Annotated in this window: 11 protein-coding genes; 6 read left to right on the top strand and 5 right to left on the bottom strand. The window is 64.6% G+C overall.

Features of this window, described 5'->3' with window-relative positions; genetic code table 11:
- Positions 1-2: 2 nt before the first annotated feature.
- Positions 3-320: an NIPSNAP family protein gene (locus ABIB29_RS11135; RefSeq protein WP_354172739.1), complete on the bottom strand. Its 318-nt coding sequence runs from the start codon at positions 318-320 to the stop codon at positions 3-5.
- A gap of 271 nt (positions 321-591) precedes the next feature.
- Between ABIB29_RS11135 and ABIB29_RS11130 the strand changes: the two genes are divergently transcribed.
- Positions 592-1449, top strand: coding sequence for a 3-hydroxyacyl-CoA dehydrogenase family protein (locus ABIB29_RS11130; RefSeq protein WP_354172737.1), 858 nt, complete (start codon positions 592-594; stop codon positions 1447-1449).
- 13 nt (positions 1450-1462) lie between these two features.
- Here the strand turns inward: ABIB29_RS11130 and ABIB29_RS11125 are convergent, their stop codons facing one another.
- Positions 1463-1681: a hypothetical protein gene (locus ABIB29_RS11125; RefSeq protein WP_354172735.1), complete on the bottom strand. Its 219-nt coding sequence runs from the start codon at positions 1679-1681 to the stop codon at positions 1463-1465.
- 170 nt (positions 1682-1851) lie between these two features.
- Here ABIB29_RS11125 and ABIB29_RS11120 point away from each other — a divergent pair, with 170 nt between their 5' ends.
- The 5 genes from ABIB29_RS11120 to ABIB29_RS11100 all read left to right on the top strand — a co-directional run bounded on the left by ABIB29_RS11120 (position 1852) and on the right by ABIB29_RS11100 (position 9775).
- On the top strand, positions 1852-3780 hold the full coding sequence (locus ABIB29_RS11120) for a hydantoinase/oxoprolinase family protein (RefSeq protein WP_354172733.1): 1929 nt from the start codon (positions 1852-1854) through the stop codon (positions 3778-3780).
- 37 nt (positions 3781-3817) lie between these two features.
- Positions 3818-4270, top strand: a complete 453-nt coding sequence (locus ABIB29_RS11115; protein ID WP_354172732.1) for an acetone carboxylase subunit gamma — start codon at positions 3818-3820, stop codon at positions 4268-4270.
- A 27-nt stretch (positions 4271-4297) separates the two neighbouring features.
- Positions 4298-6424, top strand: a complete 2127-nt coding sequence (locus ABIB29_RS11110; protein ID WP_354172730.1) for a hydantoinase/oxoprolinase family protein — start codon at positions 4298-4300, stop codon at positions 6422-6424.
- A 63-nt stretch (positions 6425-6487) separates the two neighbouring features.
- The gene (locus ABIB29_RS11105; RefSeq protein ID WP_354172728.1) at positions 6488-8830 is read left to right on the top strand and encodes a hydantoinase B/oxoprolinase family protein; all 2343 of its coding nucleotides are present in this window, start codon (positions 6488-6490) and stop codon (positions 8828-8830) included.
- Between the two features lie 123 nt (positions 8831-8953).
- Complete coding sequence (locus ABIB29_RS11100) at positions 8954-9775, top strand: hypothetical protein (protein WP_354172726.1); 822 nt, start codon at positions 8954-8956, stop codon at positions 9773-9775.
- 10 nt (positions 9776-9785) lie between these two features.
- Here ABIB29_RS11100 and ABIB29_RS11095 read toward each other — a convergent pair whose 3' ends face one another.
- The 3 genes from ABIB29_RS11095 to ABIB29_RS11085 all read right to left on the bottom strand — a co-directional run bounded on the left by ABIB29_RS11095 (position 9786) and on the right by ABIB29_RS11085 (position 14691).
- Positions 9786-12428, bottom strand: coding sequence for a helix-turn-helix transcriptional regulator (locus ABIB29_RS11095; protein ID WP_354172724.1), 2643 nt, complete (start codon positions 12426-12428; stop codon positions 9786-9788).
- Positions 12429-12811: 383 nt separating this feature from the next.
- Positions 12812-13996: an acetyl-CoA acetyltransferase gene (locus ABIB29_RS11090; RefSeq protein ID WP_354172722.1), complete on the bottom strand. Its 1185-nt coding sequence runs from the start codon at positions 13994-13996 to the stop codon at positions 12812-12814.
- Complete coding sequence (locus ABIB29_RS11085; RefSeq protein WP_354172719.1) at positions 13993-14691, bottom strand: CoA transferase subunit B; 699 nt, start codon at positions 14689-14691, stop codon at positions 13993-13995. The genes ABIB29_RS11090 and ABIB29_RS11085 overlap by 4 nt, the downstream gene beginning before the upstream one ends.
- Positions 14692-14705 lie beyond the last annotated feature (14 nt).

The following is a 14705-nucleotide window of genomic DNA, read 5'->3' as shown; positions in this document are numbered from 1 at the left end:
CCCTACGGAAGGTCCGTTGGGCTGCCGGTGTCCTCCCACATCACGTCCAGGTTGCGGAACACCGGTGGCCCATCGCAGAGGGCCGCCATCCGAGCGGCGAACTCGGAGGTCTCAGGCCGCGCGGAGTTCTGCATGGCCGAGTCGTAGGAATCGAACTCGACGAGGGTGAGATACGTCCCGGGACGGTCGCGGTCCGCGCTGGCAAGGATCCGCCGGAAGGTGGGTGGGGTGCTTCCCTCGGTCCTGGACGGCCGGCCCAGCGCTTCGATTTCCTCGATGCGGGAGGTCTGGAATTCGATGATCTGCACGAACCTGGCCATGACGGCTCCTCGACGGCGGCGGATGCTGATGCGTTTCACGCTAGCCCCCGCGCCGTGGCAGAACAAGAGCCTGTTCAAGAGGCAGTGGAGGCGCCTGTTCAGGAGGGTGTCAACGGGCGAATCAGTGCCGGGGGGTCTCCCGGCGGCGCCGCCCGGCATTCGGTCCTTGTGCTTCCGCTGTCCCTGCCCTTGTATTGATCGCCAAGGGCACCAGCACGAACCGCACCCACCTGGCCGCCATGGCGCTGGCAGCCTCCTGAAAGGAATCGACATGAGTTACACGCTCCCCGCCAACATCGCGGACCGGCCCCTTACCGTCGTCGGCGGCGGAACATTGGGCCGGCGCATCGCCTTGATGCTTTCGCTCCAAGGCGCCGAAGTGCGTGTCTACGACACAAGCCTCGCGGTAGCCAAAGCCGCGCTCGAGTACGTCGCCACCCAGCGCCACCGCGCCGTGGAAGAGCTCGGGGGCAGTCCGGCGGTCCGGCTCGCGGCGAGCGACAATCTCGCGGACGCCCTGCGGGATTCGTGGCTCGTGGTCGAGTCTGTGCCTGACAGGCTGGGCCTCAAGCAGGCAATCTTCGCTGAGCTTGACCAGCTGGCAGCCCCGGACGCCGTGCTGGCCAGTAACTCTTCCTCGTTCGCGTCCTCCGAATTCATCGGCGGCGTGAACAGCCCGGAGCGTGTCCTGAACATGCACTTTTACATGCCGCCGGAAGTGCGTTCGGTGGAGCTGATGTCCAGCGGCCACACCGACCCGCGGATCATCGACCTGCTCCTGGCCGAGCTGCCCAAGTACGCGCTGGTCCCGCACCGGGTGCGCAAGCAGAGTGCCGGCTTCATCTTCAACAGGATCTGGGCAGCCATCAAGCGCGAATCGCTTCTGGTCGTGGCTGAGGGCGTGGCGGAGCCGCGGGACGTGGACGCCATGTTCGCTGACCTCTTCAAATCCGAGATCACTCCTTTCCGCTTTATGGACGAGGTGGGCCTGGACACGGTCCTGGACATCGAGAACCACTACTGCGCGCTGGCCGGGATTGAGAACAAATCGGCCCCCATGCTGGAGGAATACATCAAGAAGGGCTGGCTGGGGGTCAAGAGCGGCCGCGGCTTTTACAACTACGCCTGAGAACAGCGCGGGGTCAGATACGGCCCATAATGCCCCCGGGCATCGGCCGTATCTGACCCCGCGTTGCTCCTGCCGCCGGCCTCAGATCCCCAACGAAATTCCGCCGTCCACGCGCCAGCGCCATGACGCCGCCCACTTTGGCGATGCCGACATTGTTGTCGAGGACGTCGATCCGGCCGAAGGCCAGGTGCCGTGCGCGGCCGCCTTCATCCAGGATCAGCCACTCCGCCACCCACCCGGGTAGTCGCCCACGCCCCGAATAGTCCACCCGGTCAGGTGGTTGCGGGCCACTCCGGCCGCTGAGCCACACTGAGACCAGTCCTCAATGTGGCTTGGATCACAGTCGCAAGTTGAGGAATACGCCGCTGGTGTCACCGCGCCTCAACATACAAAGGAGTATCAATGGAACGGCTCATTAACATCGACAACGGTGGGACGCTGACCGATATTTGTGTCTGGGACGGTGAGAATTTTTCGTTCACGAAGACCCTCACGACGCCCTTTGACCTCTCCCAGTGTCTCTTCGACGGCATGGCCAAAGCCTCCAAGGAAATCTTCGGCGAAGAGGATCTCCCCGGGCTGCTGCACTCAACCCGTCACATCCGGTACTCCACCACCCAGGGAACTAACGCCCTCGTGGAGCGCAAGGGTCCCCGGATCGGCATCCTCACAGACAGCACCACGCTGGCCGGCGAGCTCCGCAACGGCGGGGCGGCAGCTGAGCTGTTCGAAGATCTCGTCGGCACCCGGGTGGCAGTTATCAACGCTGAACAGGACCTGGAGGAGCTCTCCCAGGACATTGTCAAGCATGTCAACCGGCTGACGACAGACGGCGCCGCACGGCTCGTCATCGCCATGGCGGACCGCACTAAAGAGAAGGCCGTCAAGGGCGTTCTGCTCCGGAAGTTCCCCCGCCACCTGCTGGGCTCGGTTCCCATGTTGTTCTCCTGGGAATTTACGCCCGACGCCGTCCAGGCCCGCCGGGTGTGGTCCGGAATCATCAACTCCTTCCTGCATCCCACCATGGAGCGGTTCCTCTACAACACCGAGCACCGGCTGCGGGACCACAAGGTCAAGAACCCGCTCCTCATCTACCGCAACGACGGAGCTTCGTCACGGGTGGCCAAGTCCGTCGCGTTGAAGACCTACTCTTCCGGCCCCCGCGGCGGGCTGGAAGGAACCAAAGCGCTCTCGGAGGCGTATGGACTCGCGCACGTTCTGATGATCGACGTCGGCGGCACCACCACGGACGTCGGCTCGGTCAAGAATTCGACCATCTCGACGGATCGCAGAGGCTCCATTCAGGGAGTTCCGGTCTCATTCGAGATGAGTAACGTCCACTCCAGCGGCGTGGGGGGCAGTTCCGTCATCGCCGTTCGCGACGGCGTCATTACGGTCGGCCCCGAGAGCGTCGGAGCCGCACCGGGTCCTGCTTGTTTTGGTTTTGGGGGCAAGCAGGCCACCATCACGGACGTCAATCTGCTTCTCGGCGTGCTCGATCCGGACACCTACCTCGATGGAGGTTTCAGTCTTGACGCGGAACGCTCCCGCGCAGTGATCACCGAAGTCATCGCAGAACCTTTGGGGGTCACCCTAAACGACGCACTGATCCGGATGGAGGCCGCATACTTCGAACGCATGTCGCAGTCCTTTGCCGCCGACGTCGAGGCTGTGGACGCCACCACGGTTGCTGCGTTCGGAGGTGCCGGACCGATGAGCGCCTGTGGCGCGGCGCGGATCGCAGGTGTTCGCCGGGTCCTGGTGCCCAAGATGGCCGCGGTCTTCTCGGCCTTCGGAATCGGCTTTTCCGACATTGCGCAGACCTACGAGGCGAACGTCGCGGGAATGGACGCTGATAACTTCGCCGCAACCAAGGCGACGCTGCTGGCCCGGGCAACGCGGGACATGTTCCAGGAGGGCCACGAAATTGACGACTGCCGGCTCGAATGGAACGTGGTGCTGGAAGACGCGGACGGCCAGCTGGTGTCCGAGTTGCCATACCTGGCTTCGGACCCGCAGCCGGGCACCGGCGAACACAACACCATGCTGACACTGACCGCCCGGTACGAACTGCCGCACGCATCGATCCGGCGGGCCGAATCCGTGGCGAAGACGCCCGCCGTCGCCGCCTCCACCCGAAAGGTCCGCTCCGCCGTGGACAAGGTGGATGAGGTGCACGTCTTCGAACTGGACCGCCAAACGGCCGGGGCATCGGCGTCGGGCCCCGCAATCGTCGAAGGCCCCTACTTCACGGCCCGTGTGCCGCATGGCTGGGTCTTCGACGTGACGGTCTCCGGTGACCTCATGCTCACAGACACCATCCAGAAGTGACCCCACACAACCAGCCAGAAAACAGGTGAGACACGCAATGCGAATTCCAATGACGGAATATCTGATCATCGACCTCGAAACCGAGCGGTGGAACTGCAAGGTATGCAACCAGGACCTCGGCGAGGCCAGAGGCAACTACAAGGAGGGGACGCTGGTCTACGACCGGGACCCCACAGAAATCCACCAGTCGATCCTGGACCCGGAGAAGTACGAATTCACGTTCGCTCCGGACCCCACTTTCTGCCGGATTCTCGAGTTCTACTGCCCGGGTTGCGGAACACAGCTGGAAACGGAGTACGTCCCGCCGGGACACCCGCCGACGGTGGACATGCTGTGGGACATCGACTCGCTCCGCGAAACATGGATCAAGCGGGGCACCAAGCCTGAGGTCGCCATCAACTACGGACCCGGCGAAGAGGCGGTTGCCGATTTCACCCCGGCCCTCGGCTCATACAACACCCACAACCATTCCCCCCATTCGTTCAGCTAGTACTTGGAATAAAGGAGACCACTGGTCATGAAACGAATCTCCGTCGACATCGGCGGCACATTTACCGACTGCTTTTTTGCCTGGGAAGACCAGTACGTTGAAGCAAAGGCGCTCACAACGCACCACAACCTGGCCCAAGGCTTCAATGAAGCACTCGACCTCGCCTGCTCCCGCGCCGGACTGGACCGGGACCTCGTCCTGAAGGAAGTCGATTCCGTCCGCTACGCCACCACACTCGGCACCAACGCCCTGATCGAAGGCAAAGGCCCACGTGTGGGGGCGCTGGTCACCCACGGCTTCGAGGACACCATCCCGCTGTCCCGCGGCCGTGGCTACGGCGAAGGACTGGACCCTTCCAAACAGCAGAACATGCCTGATGCCACCCGCCCTGATCCGCTGGTGCCGCGCGCCCTGATCCGGTCGGTCAAGGAGCGGATCAGCTCGGCCGGCAAGGTGGTCGTTTCGCTGATGGAGGACGATGTCCGAGCCCAGGTGCGCGAACTCGTGGACGCCGGGGCGGAAGCGATCGTGGTCTCCCTGGTCAACTCCACCGAGAACCCGGTCCATGAGCAGCAGATCCTGGAGATCATCCTGGACGAGTACCCGGCCCACGAACTCGGGGCCATCCCCGTCCTCCTGGGAAGCCAGGTGTCGGGCCGCAAAGGCGAGTACGTCCGGGCGACGTCGACGATCGTGGACGCGTTCCTGCACGAGATCATGTTCCACGCGCTGGGGCAGCTGTCCAACAACCTGCGGTCGTCCGGTTACGACAAGCCCATGCTTGTCATCCACAACTCGGGCGGTATGGCACAGTCCAACTCGACGGACGCCCTGCAGACCATCCACTCCGGACCTATCGCCGGCGTGGGCGCTGCCCAGCACCTGGCGCACAGCACCGGCCTGGGAAACGTGATTTCGACGGACATGGGCGGCACGTCCTTCGACATCGGCCTGGTCCCGGAAGGCGGCGTCAAGCACTACGACTTCCAGCCGACCATCGGCCGCTGGCTGGTCTCGGTTCCCATGATCCACCTGCTGACGTTGGGCGCGGGTGGCGGTTCGATTGCCAGTTATGACCGCATCCACCACGCGGTCCAGATCGGGCCGGAATCCGCCGGCTCCGATCCGGGCCCCGCATGCTATGACCGCGGCGGCCTCCGGCCTACCGTCACGGACGCTGACCTGGTCCTGGGATACCTGGATCCGGACAACTACGCGAACGGCTTCATCAAGCTGAACAAGAAGCGTTCCGTCTACGCCATCGACGAGGTCCTCGCTGATGACCTGAACATGGATACCATCCAGGTTGCCAAGATCATCAAGAATGCGGTCGACGAGCAGATGGCGATCGGAATGGCAAAGGAACTGCGGGTCCGGGGATACCTTCCGGAAGACTTCACCATGCTGGCCTATGGCGGCAACGGTCCCCTGCACGCCTGCGGCATTGCCGACCACGCCGGCATCCGCAGGATCCTCGCGCCGCCGTTTTCCTCGGTATTTTCGGCCTGCGGCGCCGGCAACATGAAACCCCTCCACATCCACGAGCGCGGCTCCCACGTGGTGCTCTACAACCCCACGGACCGCAGCCTCTATCGAAGCTATGACGAGCTGAACAGTGTCATCCAGGAGCTGGAAGCCAAGGGCAAGGAGGACCTGATCCGTCAGGGCTACGACGCCGCCGACATCCGTTACAGCCTCGAAATGGACATGCGCTACGGCAATCAGCTGGTGACCACGGCCGTCGTTTTCGACATCAACCGGGTGAACGGCGTCGCCGATGTGCTGCACCTGATCCGGACGTTCTCGGATATCTATGGCAAGCGCTACGGCTCCGGCAGCCAGGCTCCCGAGGCCGGCATCCGGGCACAGACCGTGCGGGTGTCCTCCTACGTGGACGGGGACGTGGTCAAGTTCGATTCGATCGACTCCGGACATGACCGGACCATGCCCAGCCCGGTCGGGACCCGGCAGGTCCACTTCGTGAAGATCGACGGAGCTGTGGATACCCCGGTGTACGACGCCGAGGCCCTCCACCACCAGCACGTCATCCACGGCCCGGCCATCGTCACCACGGAAAACACCACGTACCTGGTTGAACCCGGATGGCGCCTGGAACCGACGTCCCAGGGAGCCGTGTGGTTCCTCAAAGACTGACCCCGTGCCGCACGGATCCCAAACAGACCTTCCAGCTCATCCCATTGAAGGAGCTCGACAGCAATGACGCTTACAGCAAATGAAAACAGCACGTCAGGCGCAGCCGGAGAGTCAGCCGGAGACGCAGCCCAGCCGCTGACTGCCCAGGAGCAGCAGTGGGTGGACCAATTCATGGACGAAACGACCCTCTTCCTCGGCCCGGACCCGGCCATCATGCGGAGCCACCAGATCACTTCGCGTTCCGCCTACGAGGACGAGTGCATCTCCAAGGGCGTGGACCCCATCAAAGTGGACCGCATCCGCAAGCGCCTTGCCGGCGCACTGGATGAGGGCTACGAAATGTGCGAGGCCATGGGTGCCGCTCCCGGTGCCAAATGGGGGGACCTGACGACGGCGATCTACACCGCCGAAGGGGACGTCACCTACCTGTCCTGCCACGGCGTGATCGCATTCTCGGCGATCCTGCATCACCCGATCCGCTACATCATGAAGTACTGGAAGGACGAGCCGACGGTGGGGATCAACCCCGGCGATGGATTCATCCACAACGATGCCCGGTACGGAAACGTCCACAACACGGACCAGTCCATGATCATGCCGATCTTCCGCGAGGGAAAGATCATCGCCTGGGTGGCCGCGACCATTCACGAAGGCGAGAACGGGGCCTGCGAGCCCGGCGGCATGCCCTCAGGCTCCGAGACCCCGTTCGACGACGGACTCCGGATGTCCCCGTTCAAGATCGTTGAGAAGGGCGATCTGCGCCGGGACCTGCTGACGTTCCTGCAGCACTCGGTTCGCGACCCCAAGCTGCAACTGGCTGACCTCAAGGTCAAGATCGGTGCCGTCCAGCGCATCCAGGAACGCGTCGACAGCATCATCGACGAAGTGGGCGTGGAGACCTTTGTCGCGGCCCTGCGGGTCACCGTTGAAGACGTGGAGCAGGAAGTAAAGCGCCGCATCAGTGAACTGCCGGACGGGACCGTGTCCTTCAACCAGTTCATGGACTCCACGCTCAAGGAGAACATCCTGATCAAGTTCGCCTGCAAGGTGACGGTCAAGGGTGACAAAATGACGGTGGACCTGAGGGGGACGGGTCCCGAAATCCTCAACCGGGCCATCAACTCCCCGCTGTGCTCGGTCAAATCGATGATGATGCAGGCGATCCTGGCGTTCTGGTGGCCTGACCTGCCCCGCTGTACGTCGGCGATGTCGCCCATCGACATCATCTCGGATGAACACACGTGGGCCGACGCTGGTTACGATGCGCCGATGGGGCAGTCGCTGCAGGCGTCGTTCCGCGGATTCTCAGCCCTGCAGACCGCCTTCGCCAAGATGCAGTTCTCCAACCCGGAGAAGTTCTCCAATGTCCTGGCTCCGTGGTTCAACCAGATCAACACCTTCCTGTGGGGAGGGCTGACCCAGCACGGCGACCAGGTCGGAAACCTGTGTGCCGACCTCAACGGCATGGGCGGCGGTGCCAAGGCATTCCGCGACGGCGAAGACGCCGTCTCACCGTTGTTCTGTGCCATGGCCGACACTGCTGAACAGGAAGTCATGGAAGAGGAAGTTCCTTTTATGCAGCTGGTCAGCAAACGGATCGTCCGTGACAACCAGGGCTTCGGCAAGAACAGCGGCGGCATGGGCTACGAGATGATCGTTGCCGCCGAGGGAACGCCGATGTGGGGGTTCATGACCGTGACCTCGGGATCCAAGTTCTCGTCCGTCACCGGAATGTTCGGCGGCTACGGCTGCAGCACGACGCCGCTGGCCATGGTCAAGGGCATCAACATCTACGACGTCATCCGCAAGGATTCCAGCAAATTCGATTTGTCCATGGAACGGATCATGAACGAGCAGCCCTACGAGGGCGGTAAATACACCACCTCCCATATGGGGCTGCAGTTCGACGTGGCCAAGGACGGCGAGATGTACATGATCGCCCAGGGCTCCGGCGGCGGGTACGGCGATGTTCTGGAACGGGATCCGGAAGCGGTGGCCAAGGACCTGGAACTCGGCCGTATTTCACCGAAGGTCGCTACCAGCATCTATGGCGTCGTCTGGGATCCCGAGACGTTCGTGGTGGACCAGGAGGCAACCACCCAGTTGCGCCACGACTCACGGCAGGCCCGGATCGCCCGCGGCAAGCCGTACAAGGAGTTCCTTGAGGGCTACGTGAAAACCGAGCCCCCGAAGGACCTGCTCTACTACGGGTCATGGGGCGACGATACGGAGGAGCTCACTGCCACCCACTTCACCAATAACGGGCCGGAACGGGTCAAGGCGACCATCGACAAGCTGCCGCTGATCATGCTTCCGGACCGCAGGGAAGTCAAGATCAGCGCGCTGGAGGACCGAATCCGCGAGCTCGAACTTAAGCACGGGGAAGTTGTCCACCGCAAGTCCTAGCCCGTTGCGGCTCGTCCCGGTCCGGGACGCAGCAACTCAAGAATCCTTCAGCGCCGCATCCTCCCACTCCCGGACGGTGCGGCGCTGAAGGCCTCTATCAGCCAAAGTTTGGAGAAAGTCGTCATGACCACTAGCACTGCCACCACCCTCGCCAACGTTGTTGCCTCGCCTCCGTCGGGGCGGCCGAAAGCCGTGGTGCTTGATCACCACGAGTACGCAGCTTCCGTGATCCTTCGGGGCCGGCCCGTCCCCTGGGACAACGCCACCGCCTACGCGGCTTTCTTCGCCCAGGCCCAGGGGCTGCTCCGCCCGGACGTGGCGCTCCTGGACCTGGACCGGCTCTACGGCCACTTATCCGCCGGCAACAGCGGGCTCGAGACCGCCATGGCGGCCCGGGCCCGGACAGGTTTCGCGCTGAAGACGTTGCTGGCTGAGGATGACCTCAACAAGGCGGTGCTGGACTTCGTTACCGTGTTCGCCAAGACAGCCCGCCAGCCTGTGGTGCTGCGCTTCCCGTCGCCGATGGCCTGGCTCACGGAAACGCACCATTTCTCGGGCGCGGACGACGCCAGCGACCTCGACGCCGACAATGCCGAGAACGCCTCCATGTACGTCAGCGACTGGCTGCGGGCGTTCGCGGGGCTGCCCATCGCGGGACTCTTACTGGACAACCGAACGCCGGCTGGCGCCTCCCGCGGCGTGCACGTGCCGCTGGCGGCCTACACCCCGATTGCCAATCTGGCCGGCAACTACCGTTGGACGCTGGGCCAGCTCGACGACGACCAGGCTCGCCTGCAAGGCGACGCTGCGGTGGGCGCCTATATTCCTGCAGCGTTCTGGCTGGAGCCGGACGTGGAACTCCCCGCCGGGGACTTCTACCTGGGCGAGATCCCCAGCGCCGCTTCGCCGGAGGGCGTCCTTGCCCGGCTGGAAACCCTGGGGTAACTGCCCGTGGTCACTTCGACGGCAGCAGGTGCCGGCGTCGCGCCTCTCTCACACAGGCCCTTCGGTCACTGACGCCGAGAGTGTTGAACAGGCTCTTGAGATACCACTTGACTGTATCGATGCCCAGATGCAGCTCCTGGGCGATCTCGCGGTTGGACCGATCCTTCTCGACCAGGCGCAGGATCGCTTGTTCGCGTTGTGACAAGCCCGGCTCCGGAACGGACAGGGTGCCGGGGCCGGTGGTGGGAGCGGCCGCCTCCACAGGCCACGCGGCGTCGCGGTTGGTCCTGGCCTGGGCATCCAGCCGGATGAGGACACTGAGGAAGCGCGGTAACTCGGGGCTGGCCCCCTCCGGGGCGGGTCCGCGCCGGAGCCTGGCCGAAATCGCGCGCACCAGCTCCAGGCAGCCCGCGCCGCCATCGAGCACGGGCCGGACCAGGCCCAGCCGGGAACACGTCTCCAGGGCCGGCCACAGCGTCGTTTCGGCTTCCGCGCGGTTCCCCGCCTGTTCCAGCGCGGCTGCCAGCAGGATACGGGCATTAAGTTCCGCCCTCGGCCCCAAATAGGCTGATGCACGGGAGAGCAGGCGGCGGGCGCCTTCCACCGTGTCCGGTTTGCCGGGGGAGTCCGGGCCCTCCTGCCCGGCGTCAGCCAGGGCAGTCCGCAGCAGCGTGGCCAGCTGGATCTGGTGCTTGGTCTCGGCCAGCCCGTCCAACCGCGGTCCCGTGCCGTCCGCCGCTTCCTGGGCAGCTGCCGCCCCCAGTACGTCACCGTGGGGTCCTGCGTGGATGGGCCGGGGGCTGATTCCCAACTGCACGCGTTCCAGATTCATGACCAGTTTGAGCCGGTCCAGGCCGAGGCTGTCGGCCACCAGATCGCCTTCGTCGAGTATTTCCCGGGCCCGCGGAGTGTCCCCCCGGAGTGCTTTGATTCTTGCCAGCGTGGCGTACGTGGACAACATGAAGTCCACCACCCCGCCTTCGGAACCCAGCTCGCGGGTTTCTTCCAGTAACTTCTCGGCCTTATCGAGTTCGCCGCGTTCATAAAGGAGCTGGCCCATCATCGCTCCGGCCAGCCGCGCCGCATGCGAGTACCGCCCCGCTTTACGCCGGCCGAGTTCCACCGCCGCCGTGAAATGCTGGTCCACGCTGTCCAGATCGAGCAGGGCGTAGGCGGCAAGCCCCGCGAAGCACTGCCCGTACACGCCACTGAAGGGGCCCGAAGTGAGGCCATGAAACTTCGCGGCCCAGCGCTGTTGTTCCAAAGCGAGAGGGTACTCGCCGTCGTGGATCTTCTTGAATGTTGAGACGTTCGCTGCGACTGAGACGATCCAGGGCCGGAGCAGATCCGCCTGGGCGAAGCATTTTTCGTCCAGTTCATCCACGTGATTCACTCTGTCGCTGTACATGTCGATGCAGCTCTGAACAACGAGCCCTTCAACGCCGAGTTCAAAGCGGTCGTGTTCGGTCAGGGTCGCGTCCGCGGGCATCACGGCTTCGGCCCGGTCCAGCGCACTTTGCGCCGCTAAAGACTGGTGAAGCAGCGTATGGGCCCACGCTATCGCCGTCTGGAGCCGGGCCTGCCCGGCCACATGGCCAGCCGGGATCTTGCCGACGAGAGCCAACAGGGTCGACATGCTGGAGTGTTCCACCAGCCACATTGCGCGGAATTCCACGATCTCCACCGCAAGCTCAACGTCGCCGGCGGCGAGGGCATGGTCCACGGCGTCGCTGGGGAATCCGTTTTCCGAATACCAGCGGGCAGCGGTCAGGTTCAGTTCCTGGGTCCGGCCCGGGTAATCGCGCTCCAGGCGGCGGCGCAGGTAATCCTCAAAGAGGTGGTGATAGCGGTACCACGTGCCGTCCTCGTCAAGGGGCTGCAGGAAAAGATCCTGTGCCTGGATCTTCTCCAGCATGGCCTGGCCCAGTTCCACGCCCGAGAGGGCGGACGCCAGTCCCGCGCACAGCCGTTCCGGAACCGACGTCATCAGGAGGAAATCCAGCGTTTCGGGGTCGAGGGTGTCGAGAACGTTTTCGGCCAGATATTCCCCAATGGAGGCGTGCCGGCCCGAGAGCCGTTCGATCAGTTCTGAAGCCTCCCGGTGGTCCCGGAGGGACAGGGAGACCAGTTGCAGAGCAGCGATCCAGCCCTCGGTCGTCCGGTGGAGGCTGGCCAGGTCTCCCGCGTCCAGATCGAGCCGGTTGATGCCGACGAGGAAGTCCTGGGATTCCGTTTCATCGAACCTCAGCGCGACCGCGTCCACCTCGAGTAGCTGGTCCCGCACCATCAGCCGGCCCAGTGGCAGGCCCGAGCGGTTGCGGCTGGTGATGATGAAGGACAGATGTGAGCCGCCGGCATCCAGCAGCCGTTCGACGACGGCCCTGGTTCTGGGCTCCGTGACCAGGTGCCAGTCATCCAGGGTGATGACGATATCCTGGCCGCCCGCGTCGATGGCATTGATCAGGGCGGGGACCACGTACTGTTCGGCGTCGGCGGGCCGCTCCTCCAGCAGCTGCTGCAGTTCCTCCTCGAACCCGGGCCTGGCTTTGCGGATTGCCTGGAGCAGGTGGGAAAGGAACCAGATGGTGTTGTTGTCGTCCCGGTCCAAGGACAACCAGACGGTGATGAGGCCCTGGGATGCGAGGTTTTCCATCCATTGGGCGGCAAGGGTCGACTTGCCGAAACCGGCCGGGGCGTGAATCAACGCAAGCCGCCGTTTCCGGTCCGAGTGGAGCATCTCGGTCAGCCGCGTGCGGTGAACCCACTGGCCAACCGGCTCGGGCGCTCGGAATTTGCTCGATGCACTGGGCGGTCCTGTCGGCATCGCCACCTCCCTGTGGTCCGGCGGTCGCCGGAAAATGCATGTGGCCCGCTGAAATCCTATGGGAATCGCGGCATCAAAGACAGCGGTGACCACTGCCCGTTCCTCTGTGCGGCCACCGCGCCCGACGGCCCGCACGCCACAGCCAACGCGGGGTCAGGTACGGTCCATCCCCGATGCGTCGATGGACCGCATCTGACCCCGCGCTGGTGTTCCTAGACGGCTTCGAGGACGCTGACGTAGTTGGCGATGCCAACGCCGCCCATGTTCTGCACGGCAGCGCGGCGGGCCGTGGGCAGCTGCATGCCGCCGGCGGTGCCGGTGAGCTGCATCGCGGCGATGACGTGCTGGGAGACGCCGGTGGCGCCCACGGGGTGGCCCTTGGCCTTGAGCCCGCCGGAGACGTTGATGGGCAGCTTGCCGTCCTTGAAGACCCAGCCTTCCTCGACAGCACGGGCTCCCTGCCCCGGTTCGGTCAGTCCCATGGCCTCGTACATCAGCAGCTCGGCGATGGTGAAGCAGTCGTGCACCTCGGCGAAGTCCAGCTCCTCGAGCCCGACGCCGGCCATCCCCAGGGCGCGCTGCCAGGAGGCCCGTGTCGCGTTGAAGGCCGTAGGGTCGCGGCGCTCAGTGGGGAAGAAATCGTTCGCGTGGCCGAAGCCGGCGAGCCGGACCGGGGCAGTGGCCCCGCCGGTGGGGGCGACGCTCAGCACGACGGCGGCGGCGCCGTCGGACACGGGCGAGCAGTCGGTGCGGCGCAGCGGGTCGGCGACCATCGGGTTCTTGTCCGAGACAGTCCGGCAGAACTCCTCGCCGAGGTCCTTGCGGAGCTGGGCGTAGGGGTTGTCGACGCCGTTGCGGTGGTTCTTCGCGGCGATGGTGCCCAGCACGTCCGACACCGGGCCGTACCGCTTCTCGTAGTGCTTGGCGACCTCAGCAAAGAGCCCGGTGAAGCCGGTGCTGGAGGCCTTGCCGGCCATGTCGTAGTCGGCGCCGAGCAGTGCCGCCCCGACCACGTCGGCCCCGGCGTGCGTCATCTTTTCGGCGCCGATCACCAGGACGGTCCTGGCGGTTCCGGCCAGCAGCGACTTGGTGCCCTGCTGGAACGCAGCCGACCCGGAGGCGCAGGCGTTCTCGACCCGGGTGGACGGGACGTTGGCCAGCTGCTCCGAGACCTGCAGGGCCAGCGAGGACGGGAACGCCAGCGCCATCATGCCGGAGTTGAACTGGCCGAGGTAGATTTCGTCGATCTGGCCCGGTTCGATCCCTGCGTTGCCGATTGCCTCCGTGGCGACCTGGACGATCAGGGACTCCAGGGTCTCGTCCGTGAGTTTGCCGAAGCGGCTGTGGCCCCAGCCGGTCAGCAGGACGTCTTTGCCGAACTGTTCGCGCAGGCTCATGCTGTGGCTCCTTCAAGGGTGGGGGTTGCGTCGAGGGATGGGGCGATGTCGAAGTGGGCTTCGGTTTTCCCGCGGAGTTCCTCCACGGTGACGCCCGGGGCGAGCCGGGTCAGCGTGAGCTGCCGGCCGCCGCCTGTATCTTGTTCATGCTTCACGAGGTCAAACACCGCGAGGTCGCTGATGATGCGGTCCACGCAGCTCAGCCCGGTGAGGGGCAGGGTGCATTCCTTCACGATCTTGGCGGTGCCGTCCTTGGCGTTGTGCTCGGTGAGGACCACAACGCGCGGGGTGCCGGCGACGAGGTCCATGGCGCCGCCCATGCCCTTCACCATCTTGCCGGGGATGGTCCAGTTGGCCAGGTCGCCGTCGCCGGAGACCTGCATGGCGCCGAGGATGGCGACCTTGACATGCCCGCCGCGGATCATGCCGAAGGAGGCGGCGGAGTCGAAGATGCTGCCGCCGGGCAGGACCGTGACGGTCTGCTTGCCTGCGTTGATGAGGTCCGCGTCCTCCTCGCCCTCGTAGGGGAAGGGTCCCATGCCGAGCAGGCCGTTCTCGCTCTGCAGCACGACGCGGACGCCCTCGCGCAGGTTGTTGGCGACCAGCGTGGGGATGCCGATGCCGAGGTTGACGTAATCGCCGTCGTTGAGTTCTTCGGCCGCGATGGCAGCCATTTCATTCCGGGTCCAAGCCATGATGATTCTCCTGA

The organism is Arthrobacter sp. UYEF36, from assembly GCF_040547025.1.
Lineage (GTDB): Bacteria > Actinomycetota > Actinomycetes > Actinomycetales > Micrococcaceae > Arthrobacter.
This window is presented reverse-complemented; position numbering and strand designations above follow the sequence as displayed.

Coding starts and splice junctions, on each gene's coding strand:
- ABIB29_RS11135 (WP_354172739.1), bottom strand. CDS start 320: ATGGCCAGGTTCGTGCAGATCATCGAATTCCAGACCTCCCGCATCGAG.
- ABIB29_RS11130 (WP_354172737.1), top strand. CDS start 592: ATGAGTTACACGCTCCCCGCCAACATCGCGGACCGGCCCCTTACCGTC.
- ABIB29_RS11120 (WP_354172733.1), top strand. CDS start 1,852: ATGGAACGGCTCATTAACATCGACAACGGTGGGACGCTGACCGATATT.
- ABIB29_RS11115 (WP_354172732.1), top strand. CDS start 3,818: ATGCGAATTCCAATGACGGAATATCTGATCATCGACCTCGAAACCGAG.
- ABIB29_RS11110 (WP_354172730.1), top strand. CDS start 4,298: ATGAAACGAATCTCCGTCGACATCGGCGGCACATTTACCGACTGCTTT.
- ABIB29_RS11105 (WP_354172728.1), top strand. CDS start 6,488: ATGACGCTTACAGCAAATGAAAACAGCACGTCAGGCGCAGCCGGAGAG.
- ABIB29_RS11100 (WP_354172726.1), top strand. CDS start 8,954: ATGACCACTAGCACTGCCACCACCCTCGCCAACGTTGTTGCCTCGCCT.
- ABIB29_RS11095 (WP_354172724.1), bottom strand. CDS start 12,428: ATGGAAAACCTCGCATCCCAGGGCCTCATCACCGTCTGGTTGTCCTTG.
- ABIB29_RS11090 (WP_354172722.1), bottom strand. CDS start 13,996: ATGAGCCTGCGCGAACAGTTCGGCAAAGACGTCCTGCTGACCGGCTGG.
- ABIB29_RS11085 (WP_354172719.1), bottom strand. CDS start 14,691: ATGGCTTGGACCCGGAATGAAATGGCTGCCATCGCGGCCGAAGAACTC.